This window comes from Flavobacterium sp. CSZ (assembly GCF_015350725.1).
Taxonomy (GTDB): domain Bacteria; phylum Bacteroidota; class Bacteroidia; order Flavobacteriales; family Flavobacteriaceae; genus Flavobacterium.
Genome location: NZ_JADKPQ010000001.1, coordinates 101,718 through 120,158 on the forward strand (window position 1 = coordinate 101,718; position 18,441 = coordinate 120,158).

15 protein-coding genes are annotated in these 18,441 nt (G+C 33.1%); all 15 read right to left on the reverse strand.

What is annotated here, in order from left to right; genetic code table 11:
* Positions 1-103: 103 nt before the first annotated feature.
* Positions 104-1,447 (reverse strand): DUF4302 domain-containing protein, encoded by a 1,344-nt coding sequence (locus IRZ78_RS00510; RefSeq protein WP_194614653.1) that lies wholly within the window; start codon positions 1,445-1,447, stop codon positions 104-106.
* Positions 1,448-1,492: 45 nt separating this feature from the next.
* Positions 1,493-2,353, reverse strand: coding sequence for a putative zinc-binding metallopeptidase (locus IRZ78_RS00515; RefSeq protein WP_194614654.1), 861 nt, complete (start codon positions 2,351-2,353; stop codon positions 1,493-1,495).
* Positions 2,354-2,371: 18 nt separating this feature from the next.
* On the reverse strand, positions 2,372-3,856 hold the full coding sequence (locus IRZ78_RS00520; RefSeq protein WP_194614655.1) for a RagB/SusD family nutrient uptake outer membrane protein: 1,485 nt from the start codon (positions 3,854-3,856) through the stop codon (positions 2,372-2,374).
* A gap of 11 nt (positions 3,857-3,867) precedes the next feature.
* Positions 3,868-7,584, reverse strand: coding sequence for a SusC/RagA family TonB-linked outer membrane protein (locus IRZ78_RS00525; protein ID WP_194614656.1), 3,717 nt, complete (start codon positions 7,582-7,584; stop codon positions 3,868-3,870).
* A 246-nt stretch (positions 7,585-7,830) separates the two neighbouring features.
* The gene (locus IRZ78_RS00530; RefSeq protein WP_194614657.1) at positions 7,831-8,946 is read right to left on the reverse strand and encodes a FecR family protein; all 1,116 of its coding nucleotides are present in this window, start codon (positions 8,944-8,946) and stop codon (positions 7,831-7,833) included.
* A 90-nt stretch (positions 8,947-9,036) separates the two neighbouring features.
* Complete coding sequence (locus tag IRZ78_RS00535) at positions 9,037-9,648, reverse strand: sigma-70 family RNA polymerase sigma factor (protein ID WP_194614658.1); 612 nt, start codon at positions 9,646-9,648, stop codon at positions 9,037-9,039.
* 557 nt (positions 9,649-10,205) lie between these two features.
* Complete coding sequence (locus tag IRZ78_RS00540; protein WP_194614659.1) at positions 10,206-10,631, reverse strand: hypothetical protein; 426 nt, start codon at positions 10,629-10,631, stop codon at positions 10,206-10,208.
* A gap of 142 nt (positions 10,632-10,773) precedes the next feature.
* Entirely contained in the window at positions 10,774-11,646 is an 873-nt protein-coding gene (gene sucD, locus IRZ78_RS00545) for a succinate--CoA ligase subunit alpha (RefSeq protein ID WP_194614660.1), read from the reverse strand.
* Between the two features lie 84 nt (positions 11,647-11,730).
* The gene (locus IRZ78_RS00550; protein WP_194614661.1) at positions 11,731-12,093 is read right to left on the reverse strand and encodes a nuclear transport factor 2 family protein; all 363 of its coding nucleotides are present in this window, start codon (positions 12,091-12,093) and stop codon (positions 11,731-11,733) included.
* A 1-nt stretch (position 12,094) separates the two neighbouring features.
* The gene (locus tag IRZ78_RS00555) at positions 12,095-13,024 is read right to left on the reverse strand and encodes a UDP-3-O-(3-hydroxymyristoyl)glucosamine N-acyltransferase (RefSeq protein ID WP_194614662.1); all 930 of its coding nucleotides are present in this window, start codon (positions 13,022-13,024) and stop codon (positions 12,095-12,097) included.
* Between the two features lie 134 nt (positions 13,025-13,158).
* Positions 13,159-13,725 carry an elongation factor P gene (gene efp / locus IRZ78_RS00560; protein ID WP_072970794.1) on the reverse strand — a complete coding sequence of 189 codons (567 nt, stop codon included), beginning with the start codon at positions 13,723-13,725 and terminating at the stop codon, positions 13,159-13,161.
* Positions 13,726-13,817: 92 nt separating this feature from the next.
* Positions 13,818-14,603, reverse strand: coding sequence for an acyl-ACP--UDP-N-acetylglucosamine O-acyltransferase (lpxA, locus tag IRZ78_RS00565; protein WP_065450097.1), 786 nt, complete (start codon positions 14,601-14,603; stop codon positions 13,818-13,820).
* Between the two features lie 74 nt (positions 14,604-14,677).
* The gene (locus IRZ78_RS00570) at positions 14,678-16,066 is read right to left on the reverse strand and encodes a bifunctional UDP-3-O-[3-hydroxymyristoyl] N-acetylglucosamine deacetylase/3-hydroxyacyl-ACP dehydratase (RefSeq protein WP_065450304.1); all 1,389 of its coding nucleotides are present in this window, start codon (positions 16,064-16,066) and stop codon (positions 14,678-14,680) included.
* A complete protein-coding gene (lpxD, locus tag IRZ78_RS00575; protein WP_194614663.1) occupies positions 16,059-17,102 on the reverse strand; it encodes a UDP-3-O-(3-hydroxymyristoyl)glucosamine N-acyltransferase in 1,044 nt (347 codons plus the stop codon). The genes IRZ78_RS00570 and lpxD overlap by 8 nt, the downstream gene beginning before the upstream one ends.
* A gap of 39 nt (positions 17,103-17,141) precedes the next feature.
* Entirely contained in the window at positions 17,142-18,371 is a 1,230-nt protein-coding gene (locus IRZ78_RS00580) for an HD domain-containing protein (RefSeq protein ID WP_194614664.1), read from the reverse strand.
* Positions 18,372-18,441: the final 70 nt, after the last annotated feature.

The window sequence follows — 18,441 nt, forward strand, 5'->3', positions numbered from 1 at the left end:
CGAAATAAGCATTAGAATCATTACTATTAACGGTTAACTCTCTTCTATGTTTTAGCTTAAAAAAGGCAGTTCAATCGAACTGCCTTCTATCAAAAAAAATAAATTAATTAAGTTGCCAAGCGGTCATTCTAAATGAACTCGAAGCACTGGTAAAGGTGTAAACGGTATTTGTATAACCTAATTTAAAGTTTTCCTTTTTAACATAAACACCACTAGCGTTTACCAAGTGTTTGTCAAAATTTGCTAAAAATGCCGGAGCTGCCGCTGCTGGGTTTCCGTTCCATGATTTATGCTTTAAAATAATTTTTTTGCCTGTTGCATCCTCTTCAACATCTATATAATGAAAAACGGCTGCTCTTCCTGCAAATGTGTAATAGATAAAATTTCCAAGTGAATGATTTAAATAAACCTGAACAGATGCCAACGCAACGCCTTCTGGCAAAGCAGCATCAATTGCAGCTAGTTCATTTACAAATAGTTGTGAGTTTGTTGGTGCATCTTCTACATAATCGCCAACATAATAACCAAATCTAGCATATATTTTACCTGGCAATAATATTTTATAATCGTCAGTTAACGTAGGTGGCACATTGGTATATTTAATAGTAGCGCTTACTCCTCCAGTCCCTGTAGCTACAAAATTATCACTAGCACTATCGTAAACAAAATTAGATATTTTTTGTCCTTTTACTACTAGAGCAGGTTTGGCAATTGCACTTGTTGGCGTAAATGAAAGTGCAAGGTTATAAATTTGATTTGATGCAGGATCTAAAGATGTTGCCGTACCAAAACGTGCGTTTGCATTGAAATCAAAATCATAAAGATGCAATGCACTACCATCATTAATTTCTAACAATCTAAACAATGGGCTTGTAGGTCCTCCGGTAATACCTTCAATTATTGGAGTATTTTTAGGTAAATCTGTCCAGTCTTGTGCTTTAGCTTTTACAAATCTCAACTCCTGAACATTTCTGTTTGTTTTAAAAATAATATCTCCATTTTCCTGTCCGTAATAAAAAAACTGAAAATCTCCCAAATATCCTTTTCCTCTAAGGGCTGCAGTAGGATAATTATCTGACTGAGATAAAAGATGTATCCTGTTGGCTGTTGTAAAAACTAAACCCACTGAACTTCCTAATTGAATATCGTATTGACTTCTGTAAGTAGATGTATCTCCGTCAAAATCAGATGCCATATCAACTTTACCATCAGGAAGAAATTTAAAAAGATGTGTCCATCCTCCTAATTGTGTACTATCAGTATAATAAACTACTTTCCATCCTTCTGGTGATGAAAGTAATAAGTCATTTAATTCTTTTTCTCTAATATTTAATCGCTCTATAGGAGTCTGATCAAATTTTGAATCTGCTTCTGTACTTGTACATGCAACTTGCAGCACTGCCACAAAAGCAACTATCAAGTACTTATATATATATTTTAATTTCATAATATTGATTTTTATATTAATTACTACTCATTATTATTAATATGTTTAGTTTCCGAGAACAGCGTCTGTGTTTTTTTGTGCCTCATCTCTTAAAGCATAAAAATCAATATCAAAAGCATCTTTATAATATTGTACAACAATGGCTTCTTTCTTTTGAATGTTGGCTCTGGCCTCAGGATCTGTAATACTTGCTAAAATTGCATCATACTCTGCTTGAGAACTCGTTAAAATTGTAGAAGCTGTTTCAGCAAAATCTTCATAAATATTTAATCTTGCATAACTCGTAATAAAACCTAACTCTCTTGAGTCTTCAATTTCCTCAACATACCAGCTGGTAGTATATCCCGAAGGGGTTAATTTAGACCACGCTTGCTCATCAAATGGCTTAGTTTGGTTTAGAATATGTACATATTCATGTTGAATAGTATGGATAAATTCTGTAACATCCGGTCTGCTATTCTTATTTAAATAATCTATCTGAAAAAGCGAAACTCTTTGACCTCCTTCTGCAAGTCCTAATGTTCTTGTACCTGTTGTGTTCAGGTTCATTCCTCCTACTAAAACAAATTCTCTTGGTGCTATTTTCTTTACAAAATTTTCCCCTCCTATAGTGGTGTAACTATCAATCCAGATTTTTTTAACAATCTCAAGAGCTGGTTTCACTTTTTCTAGAGTTGGTGGAAATAGATAACGGGTATTATCTACTAAATTTTGATTCCATTCATAATATACTTTTATATTATAAGGATCTAAAAAACTGGTACCTATCCATTTATCTAATTCCGTTTTATTAGGTTGCGAAAAATCTAACTGACTTTCTATAGGCTGATCTTCATGAGCGCAAGCCACAAATAGCATTGCTCCTGTAATCATTGCAATCGCTTTATATCTTTTTAATATTTTCATAATAATTAAATTAAATTTTTATCTAGGATTTAGTTCGATTCCATTATCAGATGCTCTAACTGGTATTTGTAATGCTCTACGTTTGTCATCTTTTACTAAAACATTATGTCTTGATACTTTTCCAAATTCATAAGTATCGTGTTCTACAACAAGATTAAAACGTTTGATGTCAAACCATCTAACACCTTCATGTAAAAAATCTCTTCTTCTTGCTTCTGCAATAGCTTTTATATATGATGCCTGCACCGGAGTTAAAGTATAAAACGGCGTAAACTCATTTGCTATTACAGGAAATTTGGCTACAACTTTCTCTTCTGTCAACTGATCTGTAGCCGGATTATACCCTGCGGTTCTTGTTGCTAAAAAGTATTCTAGTTCTTCATTCGCTTCTGTAATTTGATTTTTCATTACATGAGCCTCAATTCTATTTAGGAAAAATTCATCATTACTAAAAAGAACTGTACTGGTATAAGGTTCACCAACACCAGATGTTAGATTTGTATATTTAAAATATTCATAAAGTTTAGGTACTAAAACTGTTTGTCCTCCTTTGTACTGACCTGCTGCACGTATTAACCAGGCTTTATCAAAAAGACTAGTTTCTTTTCCTAAAATTAAATCTACTTTGTTTCCTGACAGTGTAAATCTACTTGTAAAGCTTCTGCTCCAAATTGATCCCGGATAAGCTACTAATAAATTCGTTGCTTGCTCTACTTTAGAATATTCAATAGGCATTTGAGCAAAAGCAGCTGCATTAAAAGCCGCATAATCTCTAAGTGTAGTAGGTTTTGAACCCAATCCTTTTGAAAACTCAAGCACTTTATCCCAATCTCCCTTTATTAAATAAAAACGACTGGCAAAAGCTTTTGTAGCCTCTACATTAAAATGATATTTTGGTTCTTTATAATTACTGGTCACGTATTTCAACCCTTCATTAAGATCCTGCTCAATAAAATCAAACACCTCCTTAACTGTGTTTCGTTTATACTTTACCAATAAAGCTCCTTCTGGTTTTGTTATATATGGAACTCCTAAATCTGTAGCAGCAGTTGCAGGATTATACCTGTTTGCCCATAATTGAACCAGCATAAAATGAGAATAAGCTCTCGCTATTAATGCCTCTCCTTTTTGAGGATTTAAACTGGTAGGATTACCAAGCTCATCTATAGCTACTAAAGCCTGATTTGCAGCTGCTATCGCCTTATATGAAGAATTCCAAAATCCTGCTTCGGTATCTTCGTCAAATTGAGTCTGCATTTCCCAGTTGTAACTTTGCGTATTATTTAAATCTGAACCCGGTAATGCGCTATCAAATACATTATCAGACATCGTTTCTGCAATTGCCATATAGGTTCTGTCAGGATAAGCAGTTACTAATAATTCTGAAATCTTTTCTGGTGTATTTATTTGTGTTCTGTTATCTGGGACTTCTGAAAGAAATTCATCGCAGCTACTAATACTTACCAGTAATACTAATGAAAGTGCTATTTTTATATTTTTCATGATTAATTGTATTAGAATGAAACATTTAAAGTAAATGTATATTGAGAAGTAATAGGGAAAGCTACCCCTCCTGTATTACGAAACTCCGGATCCTGACCGTGTAACCTTTTATCTGAATAAATCAGCCAAGGATTTACTGCCGATCCTTTTAAGGTAAATGTACTAACACCTAGTTTTCTCTTAAAATCTTTAGGAAATTCCCAACTAAGCGAAACATTTTTTAATCGTACAAAATCACCATCAGCAACTCTTACATCAGAATAATTATAAGTATTATAAGCGATTTGCAAATCACTATCTCCGTAATTTCTATTTAATAAACGGTCAGCAATAACAGGAACGTTTGTAACATTTTCATCCCCAGGATTTATCCATCTATTTTTAAATTCTTTCGTAAAAACCGTCAAATCGTTGTATTCATTACTGTAAACTGGATTTAAGCGAACTTTATTCCCTCCTGAACCTACAATAAATACATATAGTGACCAGTTTTTATAAGTAAAGGTATTGGCTAAACCAACTGATTTATTAGGTTCAATAGATCCTTCATACTTTAAATAATTTGTAACATCTTTAGTATCCTGAAAATTCGCTTTTGTAATATTATTCTCTGCACCATCTTGCAAAAGAAAAGTAGGTAGTCCCTGATTATTCAATCCGGTAAACTGGTAAGAGTAAATTGAATTTCTAGGGTGTCCTACTGTATTACCTCCATTAGCATCTACTAAATCATATACTGAAGGTTTGTTTGCTAATTTTGTAATATTTTGATCATAAACTGAAAAGTTTAATGTTGTAGACCACTTAAAATTATTAGTAACCACATTTTGAGTAGTAAAACCAAGCTCAATACCTTTAGTTTCCATATTAGCATTATTTCCTTGTTTAACAGATTGTCCGCCAACACCAGAAGTAATTACATAGTCAATTAAGTCGAATGCTTTACGTCTGTAAACATCTGTAGTTAATTGTACCCTGTTATTAAACATACCTATGTCTACACCAATATTAGTTTCATATTGTTTTTCCCAAGTCAAATCCTTGTTCTGTAAATCTTCGATTCTTATTGCATTTTCTCTGTCTGAAAGATTAAAACGGTCTGTAATGAAACTTTTATAAATAGCTAACGAATTTGTTGCAGGTCCAGCTGTAGCAGTAAGTCCGTAAGAAGCTCTCAAGGCCAAAGTATTGATTGATTCAACATTTTTCATGAATTTTTCTTCAGCAACATTCCATTTTCCACTAACTGTATAAGTAGGCAACCATCTTGATGATCCTGTATCTCCTTGTCTGTTAGACCCATCATAACGACCTGTTACAGAAGCTGTATAACGACGATCATAAGTATACCCAACTTTTCCAAAAAAACCTACAGTTCTTTCTCTATCAGCACCAAATTCATAATACGAATCACCTCCGTTTACAATTTTTTCGATCATTTTAGGATCGATAAAAGAAGTAAGACCTTTATCATATTGAATTCCTACAGCTGTAAAATTATCATTGTTTCTATCTACAGATCTTAGCTCAGTACCAAAGAAACCTTCTACTTCATGTTTTTCTTTAAAAACATTTCTATAAGTTATACTATTTCTAACATTGTATGAAGTCATATCATTGGTGTACTTTCTTAAAAATCCACCACTTGGCAGTACAGATACTTTTGGTATAGTTAAATCAGTTGGATCCTGATACAAGAATACGTTGTCTTTTTGTATTTGTGCATTTACATTGTCTCCAACACCTGCATTATATGCCGCTACTACGTTTGAATTTTCAAGAATCTTGTGCTCTCTCGAAGTATTTGCGTAACGTGCAGAACCTGTAAGATTGTAAGTTAAATGCTTAGTAATTTTATAATCTAAATCAACTTGAAAACGAATATCATTTACTTTAATTCCTAAAGTATTGTTTTCTAATTCGTTCACAATATTCATTGGCGCCCAGTTATTTTGATAATATTCTAAATTTCCATTATCATCATAAGGTCTTAACGTTCTACTAGTGCTTAAAACATAATTGAATGGATTGATATCAAAATCTCTGCTTGTTTTTCCAAAAACAACGTCTTTTTTACTGTCATATGCTCCGGGAGCTTCCTGATCGCGAATAGACCCCATTGTAGATAAGGTAATATTTAATCTGTCGTTGATAAAGAAAGTACCTTTAATATTTGATGTTAATTGTTTTACATTATCAGCAATCGTCCATCCCGGATCTGTGTAATATCCTAAAGAGGCATAAAAAGTATTGTTTTTTCCACCACCAGAAAAACTCAAAGAATGATTTTGAGTAATTGAAGGTCTAAATAACACATTAAACCAATCTGTATTAGCCAGTTCGTATTTTTTTAGAAATTGATTAATATAAGGTTGTTCGTTTTTAACCCCATATTGACCATTTGTTTCATTATAACGGTTAATTTCTTTTGCAAGAATATTGTATGCTCCTCCAAATCTACCTGTATAAGACGAACTTAAATCAAGATATCCTTTTTGTTTCATTTCCTGAAACACACTCATAGATTCCTGAGAGTTCAGGATATCATATTGTGTATAGCTCGGTACCGTTCTCACTGTATTCTCTACAGAATAACTTACTTTTAGCGGAGAATCTCTACGACCTTGCTTAGTTGTAACAACAACAACACCGTTTAACGATCTAGAACCATAAATAGAAGTTGCAGATGCATCTTTAAGAATTTCTATACTTTGAATGTCATTAGCATTTAAACCTGCTACAGAAGAACTTAACAATGTTGATGAATTTCCTGATGCTAAATCAGCAAATGAAACATTGATAATATCCTCCTGAACAACACCATCAATAACCCATAAAGGTTTTGTATCTCCAAAAATAGAAGAAGATCCACGTACAGTGATTTTAGGAGCTGTACCAAAAGTACCCGTAACATTTTGAACCGTAACCCCGGCAGCTTTACCCTCAATCATCCTACTTACATCTACTACCCCGTCAACTTTTAATTCAGCACCTGAAATTTTACTAATAGCGCCTGTAAATGTTCTTTTTGATGTTTTTTCGTAACCTGTTGTAACTACTACCTCTTTTAAGTTTTGTCCTTCTTCAGTTAAAACAATTGTAGGAGTAGTATTTCCAATACCAATTTCTTTGGACTCCATTCCAACATAAGAAATTACAAGTTTGTCGCTATTTGATGGTACTTCGATAGTAAATCTACCATCAAAATCAGTAAGAACTGCATTTTTTGTTCCTTTTACCAACACAGTAGCTCCCGGAAGTGGACTACCACTTGCATCAGTAACTATACCTTTGATGATTGGACCTGCAGTTAATATTTCAAACAAAGAATTACCGGCATCTAAACTCGCAAAAGAATCTGATGCGGCATTTTTTTGCAAAACAATTTGGTTGCTTACTTCAGTATAACTTATATTAAAAGGTATCAGAATACGGTTTAGAATACTCGAAAGAGTTTCCTGATTAGCATCTATACTTACCTTTTGGGTAAGCTGAGGCAATCTTGAGTTATAAGAAAATTTTACGTGAGCAGACTTTTCCAGCTTGGTCAAGGCGTTGTCCAATGTTAAATTAGCAACATTGATGGTAACCTTGGTATCTAGTTTTTTTTGCCCATTTACATTATTTGCCATGGCAACACTTGAAAATACAAGTGCCAAGACAAACTGAAATAGTGTTATTTTCATGATTCGATGGAGTAATCGTTGTTTAACAACTGGTTTTTTCATAATTTTGGATTGTTTTGATTAATACTTATTCGAGTGTATTTTGAAACGTAATGAATAACTCTTTACAGAGAGAAATTCAACTAATTTAAGTGTCGATAATGTTACAGCATTTCGGCACTTTTTTTTCTGCATTATCATCTTTTACATAGGCATTTTATTATTATTGGTTGTAGTTTAGTTTTGGTTTAGTTTTTTTGTTGATTTATTAGATTTAATTCGGCTATGTAATTACAGTTACAGAGAGAATTAATTACATCCTTGAGATGTTATAATGATTTGATTACCATTCATTTGAAAACTAGTATTATTGCCTATGCTATTACAGACAATTTTCAGTTTTTCTGTTAAAGGCTGATCACTAAGTGAAGTAGTCAAGTGGCAGTCTTTCAACTTATCTTTAGGATAATCTATGTCTACCAGATAAGCCTGCTCTATTGTTTCAAAAATCTGAGCAACAGGAATATCAGTAAATTCAAAGCTCAATTGCTCAATATTACCAACACTGCGAGTTAGTGTTTCGTCCTGAGTAATATTTGTAATTTTATTGAAACTTAAATCACTGCGTAAAAAACGAAGCGCCTGATTAGGAAGCAAGATCACTTCTTCCTGATTGGATCTCGAAACTAAATCATTCGATTTTACCCTAACTTTACCGGTGCGCACAAGAACTTCTACATCAGGCTGATCAGAATAAGCTTTTACTCTAAAACTGGTTCCAACTACCTTTGTAACAATTTCGTTTGCATAAACAAAAAAAGGCTTTTTAGGATTTTTACTAATTTCAAAGAAACCTTCGCCGGATAAATACACCTTTCTTTCGTTGCCGGTAAAGATTTTAGGATAACTTAATTTACTATTGGGTTGTAATAAAACCGAACTACCATCAGATAATGTGATGATTTGTGGTTTGTTTGAATTATTGGTCTGCTCAACCAAGCCTTCGTTATTTTCCTCGATAAGTTCTTTGTAGGTTACAACTTTACTTTCCGGACTAATTTGATTTTGATAAAACCAAATTGATATCAGACCAATCACTACAGCAGCAGCAACAGAGCTAAAGATTTTTTTTCTAAGAAATTTTACTTTTGAGTCCTGGATTAAATCGTTGTGAGTTTCTTTCTCTTCAATTTTAATCCATGTGGTTTGTAAAGCATTATGAAGATCAGATGCCGATAAGTTAGTTTCCGGCACCTTCATAGCTAATAATAACAATCTTGCATCTTCTACCAACTTGGCACGTTGGCGGCTTTCTAAGGTCCACTCTTCCCAACCATATTCGTCAATTTTATTTAAAATCCATGACTGGAATGATTCGTCAGATAAAAAATCTTCAATTTCGGTATATTTATTACGTTTTTGCATCTAAAAATGAGGTTACAAAAACATAGAGGACAGCTCTTTTATTATATACTCACCAAATTGTGATTTTTTTTACATTTTTTTAAAATAAATTTAACAAGCCATTGAAGATAGTACAACAATTAATGAAATACTCCCCTTCCATTCTTTGCGCAAGGTAAGTAAACCGCGATGTAACAAGTTGCTTGCCGACTGATAATTCACATCCAGCATGTCTGCAATTTGCTCCACTGTTAAGCCTTGATGGTAACGTAAATACAACGCTTCTTTTTGACGCGCAGGCAAATCATTCAGTAATTTATTAAGATAAACAACCTTTTCTTTAGTTGCATAATCATCATCCATAAGATCGTGTTCTACGGAGAATTCTAATAAAAATGCTATGGCATCTGTACTGGTTGATTTACGAAAAATATGATCCCGTTCGTGCAAACGTGCAATTCTCTTACGTACACTTGATAATAAGTAAGCTTTTACCACAACAGAACTCTGAAGTCCGTTACGATATACCCAAATATCAGTAAAAACATCCTGAACACAATCCTGTACTTTTTCAGCGTAAGGAGAAAGTGAATTTCCGTAATTAACCAGATCTGCGTAGTATTTCTCAAATAGGGTTGAGAATGATTTTTCATCACCATCTTTCAAGTTATTCCAAAGTGTAATGTCGTCAAAAGTTTTGAATTGTAAATTTTTGGTCTTCATATTAATTTGGGGTAGAATTCTTGAAAATAAGCACTTAGTTTTAACATAAAGAATACGGTTTTTTAACATTATTCTCTAGTTCTGTGCGATAAATATATAAAAGCAAAAATACAAAAGCAATTTTTTTACATAAAAGAACCTTACTCTTAACGTAAGAAAAAGCCCCTATCGGCTGATTTAATGAGGTATTAGCGTGAATTAAAAAAAATATAATAATTCAAAAAACATCTTTATTGTAAGATTAAATCACCATTTTTTTTTATTATATTTTTAACATTTAAAAAAAAACTTAATTTACACACTTTTATATAAAATCTTCCTCGATAAGAATTACCATAAGATTGAAAATCGAAATGCTGTAAAAGACTAGGCATTTGAAGAAAGAAAACTAATGCTCAGCGGTTTTCACATTTAAAACGCGCTGTACAGATCTATAAGTTAGAATTCTAATAATTAATCCCTGACTTATAAAAATTAAATACAATATTAGTAATTAAGTAAAAAAAAAGTCTTACTAAAACTAGTAAGACTTTGATTATATTGATAATAAAACCGACTTAGAAAGCCACATTCCATCTAGGTAATTTTGCATTTTCATCTAAGAAATTTTGCAAAACCTGTCCTTCAACAGCAGTTGGAATTGCTTTTACATCTGCATTAAAAGTTTCGTACCAAACCACTTCTAAAGCATCAATACTTTCAAGTTTCATTTGTGCCGGCCATGAATATTTTCTTCCTGTTTTAGCAAATTGGTGTCCGTTTACAATTTTATCGTATAAACCGCCATTTTTACTTTTTAAAGTTCCATCGTTCTGAACAGTTCCTGTAGAACCTACCATGATCAATTCTTTTGCATCACCTTCAATAGCATAAACAACAAAAACTCCCGCACCTTCAGATGCATTACAAGCTTGTTCTAAACTATCTTCAATAGTAAAAGTAAAACTATTGCTTACTTTAAATTTTTCTAATTCTTTGTACATATTTATTTTTTTTAAGCCACTAAGAGTTTGAGAATCTAAGTTGCTAAGTTTTTATTTATAGTTCCAACATTTTAAAAATGTAAAAAAGTCTCAACAAAATATTGAGACTTTTTTTGGAATTTATTATTTTAAATATTAGAGATTATCCTAATATTTCTTTTACTTTTTTACCAATTTCAGCTGGTGAATCAACAACGTGAATTCCGTTGTCTCTCATAATTTGTTTTTTAGCAGCAGCTGTATCATCAGAACCACCAACAATAGCACCTGCGTGACCCATTGTTCTACCAGCAGGAGCAGTTTCTCCAGCGATAAAACCAACAACTGGTTTACGGTTACCATCAGCTTTAACCCATTTAGCAGCATCAGCTTCTAATTGACCTCCAATTTCACCAATCATGATGATAAGTTCAGTCTCTGGATCGTTCATTAATAATTCAACAGCTTCTTTAGTTGTAGTTCCAATAATTGGATCTCCACCAATACCAATAGCTGTAGTAATTCCTAAACCTTGTTTTACAACCTGGTCAGCAGCTTCGTAAGTTAAAGTTCCTGATTTAGAAACAATACCAACTGTTCCTTTTTTGAAAACGAAACCTGGCATAATACCAACTTTAGCTTCACCCGGAGTAATTACTCCCGGACAGTTTGGACCGATTAATCTAGAATTTCTTTCTTTAACATAATTATTTGCTTTAATCATATCTGCTACAGGAATTCCTTCTGTAATAGCAATAATTACTTTAATTCCAGCGTCAGCAGCTTCCATAATTGCATCAGCAGCAAAAGCTGGTGGTACGAAAATGATAGATGTATCAGCTCCAGCTTGATCAACAGCATCTTTTACTGTATTAAAAACCGGACGATCTAAATGACTAGTTCCTCCTTTACCCGGAGTAACACCACCAACAACATTAGTACCGTACTCAATCATTTGAGAAGCGTGGAAAGTTCCTTCACTTCCTGTAAATCCTTGAACAATTATTTTGGAATCTTTATTAACTAAAACACTCATGATATATATTTTATGTAGTTTTTAAAATTGTGATGCAAAAGTAAGGTTTTGTAACGTATTTTAACCTTTTTGTCTTCAAAAAAATTAAGAAAATTGACTCATTTGATAACCACGATATAATTTATCGTCTTTTATTTGCCAAATTGTAGAGAAATGAGCCAATAACATCTCTTCTCTTGGGTTCTCAATCGTTTTCACAAAATGAGAATATCGTATCGAAACCAAGTCCTCTTCGGCCAAAATGTGGCTTATTCTCACTTTTGATCGCACGTAAGCACGACTAAGCTCATTGGCCATATCCAACATCGAATTATAATCCATTTCGATCAATCCTTTGGTACTATGCCAATCTAATTTTACCTCGGGATGCAAATAAGTTTTCATTATTTCGCTATCAATTAAGGCATCTGACTTGTAAAATTTCTGAACAAATTCTTTAATAGACATATTACTTCAATTTATTTAAAATTTCAGGAATCTTTTTGATATTGGCTAATTGTTTTAACTTTTCTCTTGATTCTTCGATTGGAGTACCAAAATACGATTTTCCCCCTTCGACTGATTTAGTAACTCCGGTTTGTCCCATAATAACAGCCTTCGCTCCTATCGTGATACCGCTTGTCGTACCAACCTGTCCCCAAATAGTAACTTCATCTTCGATAATAACACAACCTGCAATACCAGTTTGAGAGGCTATTAAGCATTTTTTACCAATTACAGTATCATGTCCAACATGTACCTGGTTATCTAGTTTTGTTCCTTCTCCAATAGTAGTATCTCCTGTAACACCCTTGTCTATTGTACAAAGGGCACCAATACCAACATTGTCCTGTATGACAACTCTTCCGCCAGAAATTAACTGATCGAAACCATCCGGACGCTTTTTATAATAGAATGCATCTGCCCCTAAAATTGTCCCCGCATGAATGATAACATTATCGCCAATTACAGTATGGTCGTAAATCGTAACATTAGGGTGTATCAAACAGTTTTTACCGATTGTAACATTGTTTCCAACAAAACAATTGGGCTGAATCACAGTTCCTTCTCCAATAGTTGCAGAAAGAGCAATAGAAACGCTAGTTGCCTGAAAAGGCCTAAAATGTTTGGTCAGGGTATTAAAATCTCTGAAAGGATCGTCAGAAATTAAAAGAGCTTTACCTTCCGGGCAATCTACTTTTTTATTGATTAAAACAATAGTAGCAGCCGATTGTAAAGCTTTGTCATAGTATTTTGGATGATCGACAAAAACTATATCTCCAGATTCAACAACATGTATTTCGTTCATGCCTGAAACCGGAAAGTTTGGGTCGCCAATAAATTCGCATTGAAGCAAATTTGCAATTTCTTGTAAAGAATGAATCTTTGGAAATTTCATATTTTATAATTAGAAAATTTGTCAATTAGAAAATGTGTCAATCAGAAATGTGTCAATCAGAAAATGAATGCTCAAAATTGTGATGATTCACTAATTTTCTAATTGACTCATTGACAAATTATCTAATTAAAAAACTACTCTTTTACACGTTCCATGTAATTACCAGAAGCGGTATCAATTTTAATTTTATCACCTTCGTTGATGAATAAAGGAACGTTTACAGTTGCTCCTGTTTCTACCGTAGCAGATTTTGTAGCATTTGTAGCAGTATTTCCTTTTACACCTGGCTCAGCATATGTAACTTCAAGAATTACAGAAGATGGCATATCTACAGATAATGGCAAATCAGTTTCAGTATTCACCTGAACCATTACGCTTGTTCCTTCTTTTAATAATCCCGGAGCATCCAGAATATTTTTATTCAAAGAAATTTGCTCAAAAGATTCTGTGTTCATAAAATGAAACTCATCTCCTTCAGCATATAAAAACTGGTAATTATGCGTTTCTACACGCACATCATCAATTTTATGTCCAGCAGAAAATGTATTATCTAACACTCTTCCTGTAGTTAAACTTCTCAATTTTGTTCTTACGAAAGCCGGACCTTTTCCGGGCTTTACGTGAAGAAACTCCACTATTTTATAGATATCGTGATTAAATTTAATACACAATCCGTTTCTAATATCTGATGTAGATGCCATTTGTTTTTGTTTTATTTGATATATTGTTCAATCGTTTAACCGTTTATTTGTTTCGATTAAACGATTAAACAAATAAACAATTAATTTTTCTATTAATAGTTTCCTGAATAACCTTTCATAATTCCTCTTGATGAATTTCTGATAAAATCCAGAATTTCATCTCTCTCAGGAGTGGCTTCCATTTCAGCTTCAATAATACTTAAAGCTTGTGTTGTATTGTAATTTTTTTGGTATAAAATTCTGTAAATTTCCTGAATTTCTCTGATTTTCTCAGTAGTAAAACCTCTTCTTCTTAAACCAACTGAATTGATTCCTACGTACGACAATGGCTCTTTTGCTGCTTTTGTATAAGGAGGAACGTCTTTTCTTACCAATGATCCACCAGAAATCATAGCATGATCTCCAATATGAATAAATTGGTGAATAGCTGCCAAACCGCCAATTACAGCATGATTACCAACCACAACGTGACCTGCCAAAGCAACACCGTTTACAATAATAGCATTATTACCAATCTCGCAATCGTGCGCAATGTGAGCATAAGCCATAACCAAACAATTATTACCTAAAATTGTTTGTCCTGAAGCAACTGTACCTCTATTGATTGTTACACACTCTCTAATAGTACAATTATCTCCTATAATAGCTAAAGAATCTTCTCCTCCAAATTTTAAATCTTGCGGCACTGCAGAAATTACTGCTCCTGGAAAAATATTACAATTTTTTCCAATTCTTGCACCTTCCATGATGGTTACATTTGAACCAATCCACGTACCATCACCAATAATGACATTATTGTGAATTGTTGTAAAAGGCTCAATTACAACATTTTTAGCGATTTTCGCGCCAGGATGAACATATGCTAATGGTTGATTCATCTGTGAGTTTTATATTTTATATTAAAATAGTCTAATTTGGGCAACAAACGTAAACAATAAATTTGATTAAACTATTATTGTTTTCTTGCAATTTGAGCCATTAATTCTGCCTCTGTTACCAACTTTCCATTTGCGTAAGCATTTGCCTGCATATGACAAATTCCTCTTCTGATAGGAGAAATTAACTCGCATTTGAAAATTAAGGTATCACCAGGCAATACTTTATGTTTGAATTTAACATTATCTATTTTCATAAAATAAGTTAAATAATTTTCAGGATCCGGAACCGTGCTTAACACTAAAATTCCACCTGTTTGCGCCATTGCTTCAACAATTAAAACACCTGGCATAACCGGAGCTTCAGGAAAATGCCCTACAAAGAAATTTTCGTTCATCGTTACATTTTTCATACCCACAACATGACTGTCAGACATTTCTATAATTCTATCGATTAATAAAAATGGAGGTCTGTGTGGCAAAACTGCCATAATTTTATGAATATCCATCAATGGCTCCAGATTTAAATCGTAAACCGGAACATGATTTCTTTGTTCTATTTTTATAATTTTTGCTAATTTTTTGGCAAACTGTGTATTTACATAGTGTCCTGGTTTATTAGCAATAATTTTTCCCTGAATTCTAACTCCAATCAAAGATAAATCTCCAACAACATCAAGTAATTTGTGTCTTGCAGCTTCGTTTGGATAATGTAATGTTAAATTATCTAAAACACCATTTGGCTTAACCGAAATTTTGTCTTTGCCAAAGGCTTTCTTTAAATTTTCCATTGTAGACTCCGATATTTCCTTATCTACATAAACAATAGCATTATTTAAATCTCCACCTTTGATTAATCCGTTTTCTAAAAGAGATTCTAATTCGTGCAAGAAACTAAAAGTTCTTGAATTAGCGATTTCTTCTTTAAAATCGGCTATGCTTTTCATTGTTGCATTTTGAGTACCTAAAACTTTAGTACCAAAATCAACCATTGCAGTTACCTGATAATCATCACTTGGCATCACTAAGATCTCGCTTCCCGTAGTTTCATCAGTAAACGAAATAACTTCCTTTACTACATAAACATTACGTTTAGCATCTTGTTCTTCTATACCTGCATTTTCAATCGCTTCAACAAAATATTTCGATGAACCATCCATAATAGGAAGTTCAGAGGCATTTAATTCTATAATAACGTTATCCAGATCACAACCAACTAAAGCCGCTAAAACGTGTTCAGGAGTTTGAATTTTTACACCAAGTTTTTCTAAATTTGTGCCTCTTTGCGTATTAACAACATAGTTAGCATCTGCTTCGATCACGGGCTGACCTTGCAAATCTACTCTAACAAAAGTGAAACCATTATTAATTGGAGCTGGTTTAAAAGTCATTGTAACTTCTTTTCCAGTGTGTAATCCAACGCCTGTTAGTGAAATTTCATTTTTGATGGTCTTCTGTTTAACCATTATTTCCATTTTTTGGGTTTATTATTTGTTTTTTTAATTCTTCAACTTCGGCAACAATTTTAGGCAGATTTCTGAAATGAACATATGATTTATTAAAATCACTATATCCAAGCGATGGCGATCCCTGCAATGTTTCATCATCTTTAATGTTTCTTGCTACTCCTGACTGAGCCTGCAATCTTACATTATTACCTATAATTAAGTGGCCTGCGATACCTACTTGCCCGCCAATCATACAGTTTTCTCCTATTTTTGTAGAACCTGCCACGCCTGTTTGGCCAGCAATTACAGTATTTCTGCCAATTTCTACATTATGGGCAATCTGAATTTGATTGTCTAATTTAACTCCTTGTCTAATTATTGTAGAACCAAGAGTCGCTCTGTCTATTGTGGTATTGGCTCCTATATCTACATTATCTTCAATGATAACGTTTCCTATTTGAGGAACCTTACTATACACCCCTTCTTCATTTGGCACAAAACCAAAACCATCCGCACCAATAATGGCTCCTGAATGAATCGTACAATTGTTACCAATTAAAGTTTCAGAATAAATTTTGGCGCCTGCAAAAATATACACATTATCGCCAATAACAACATTATCGCCAATAAAACTGTTTGGATAAATTTTTACATTATCTCCCAGAACTACATTTTGCCCTATATAACTAAAGCTTCCCAGATATAAATTTTCTCCATATTTAGTTCCTTCAGACATAAAAGATTGCGCTTCTATTCCGTTTTTATTCAATTTTACCTGATTATAAAATTGTAAAAGCTTAGAAAAAGAGGCATACGCATCTTCTACCTTAATCAAAGTTGTAGTGATTTCTGCATCTGGTACAAAACTATCATTAACAATAGTAACTGATGCTTTTGTAGTATATATGTAATTGATATATTTGGGATTAGCCAAAAAAGTAAGCGATCCTTCCTCGCCTTCTTCTATTTTAGACAGCCGAGAAACTTCTGCATTGGGATTCCCAACAACTTCTCCTTCTAAAATTCCTGCTATTTGTTCTGCTGTAAATTTCATTGCGACAAAAATATAAAAAATAGATTTTAAATGTTAATTTTAGATAAGTTGTTTTGGAAAACAGATGTAATATTTTGTAACTAATTTAGATAACGATTTCAAATTCAGCTGATCAGAAGCTTCGACAACATCCTCAATTGTTTTATCTTTTTTGAAAATTCGTATTGGTTCAGCTTCTTTGCTATAGGCCTGATTTTTTATTTTTCCTCTAAAAATAAAATATCCAGCCTCTAACTGCGTAATATGGTGCGCGTTAGCAAATTCTTCTTTTAAAGATTGGGATTCTTCTGCCGAAATTTTCTCAGCACTCAATTTAATTTTCAATAAATCTCTATTAATCAACATTTTACTTAAAGTAGAAAGCACAAAATCTTCTTGCTTTTGCCATGCTTTCAAAGCGCTAATGATATCAAAATCATCTAGTTGAGAAAATAAATCTAATTTATCAGCATCAAAATCTTCTAAAGTCACTTTATTTTGCATAAAATACAAAAGAGGCTCACTGCAAGGCAAATTAATTCCTTTTAATGTTAATTCTTTGGCTCTTTTTAGTACATTCATCAAAATTAGCTCTGCAACCAAACTTGTTTTATGCAAGTAAGCCTGCCAGTACATTAATCTTCTCGAAAGCAAAAATTTCTCTACCGAGTAAATTCCTTTTTCTTCGATTACCAAAACACCATCAACAACATTCATCATCTGAATTAAACGCTCAGAATTGACATTCCCTTCGGCAACTCCGGTGTAAAAACTATCTCGTTTCAAATAATCCATTCGATCCATATCCAATTGACTTGAAATCAATTGCAGCATAAATTTCCTGTGATATTCTCCTTTAAAAACCTGGATCGCCAGACTCAGTTTTCCATCAAATTCATCATTCAACTGATTCATGAATAATAACGAAATCGCTTCATGATTCACATCTTCGACAATGCTTTTTTCCATAGCATGTGAAAACGGACCATGACCAATATCGTGCAGTAAAATAGCTATTAGTAAAGCACATTCTTCATCACTGGAAATCGCAACTCCTTTAAAACGAAGTGTTTCTACAGCCTTCTGCATTAAATGCATACAGCCTAAGGCATGATGAAAACGCGTGTGATTGGCTCCGGGATAAACCAAATACGACATTCCCATTTGCGAAATACGGCGTAAACGCTGAAAATACGGATGCTGAATTAAGTCGTAAATAAGTTCGTTCGGGATAGAAATAAACCCGTAGATGGGATCATTGAATATTTTTAACTTATTGATATGAGTCACTATTTGGTTATTTTTAGGTCAACAAATATAAGTAATTAACTATAAACAGCTTTGTGTTTTTCATTTAAAA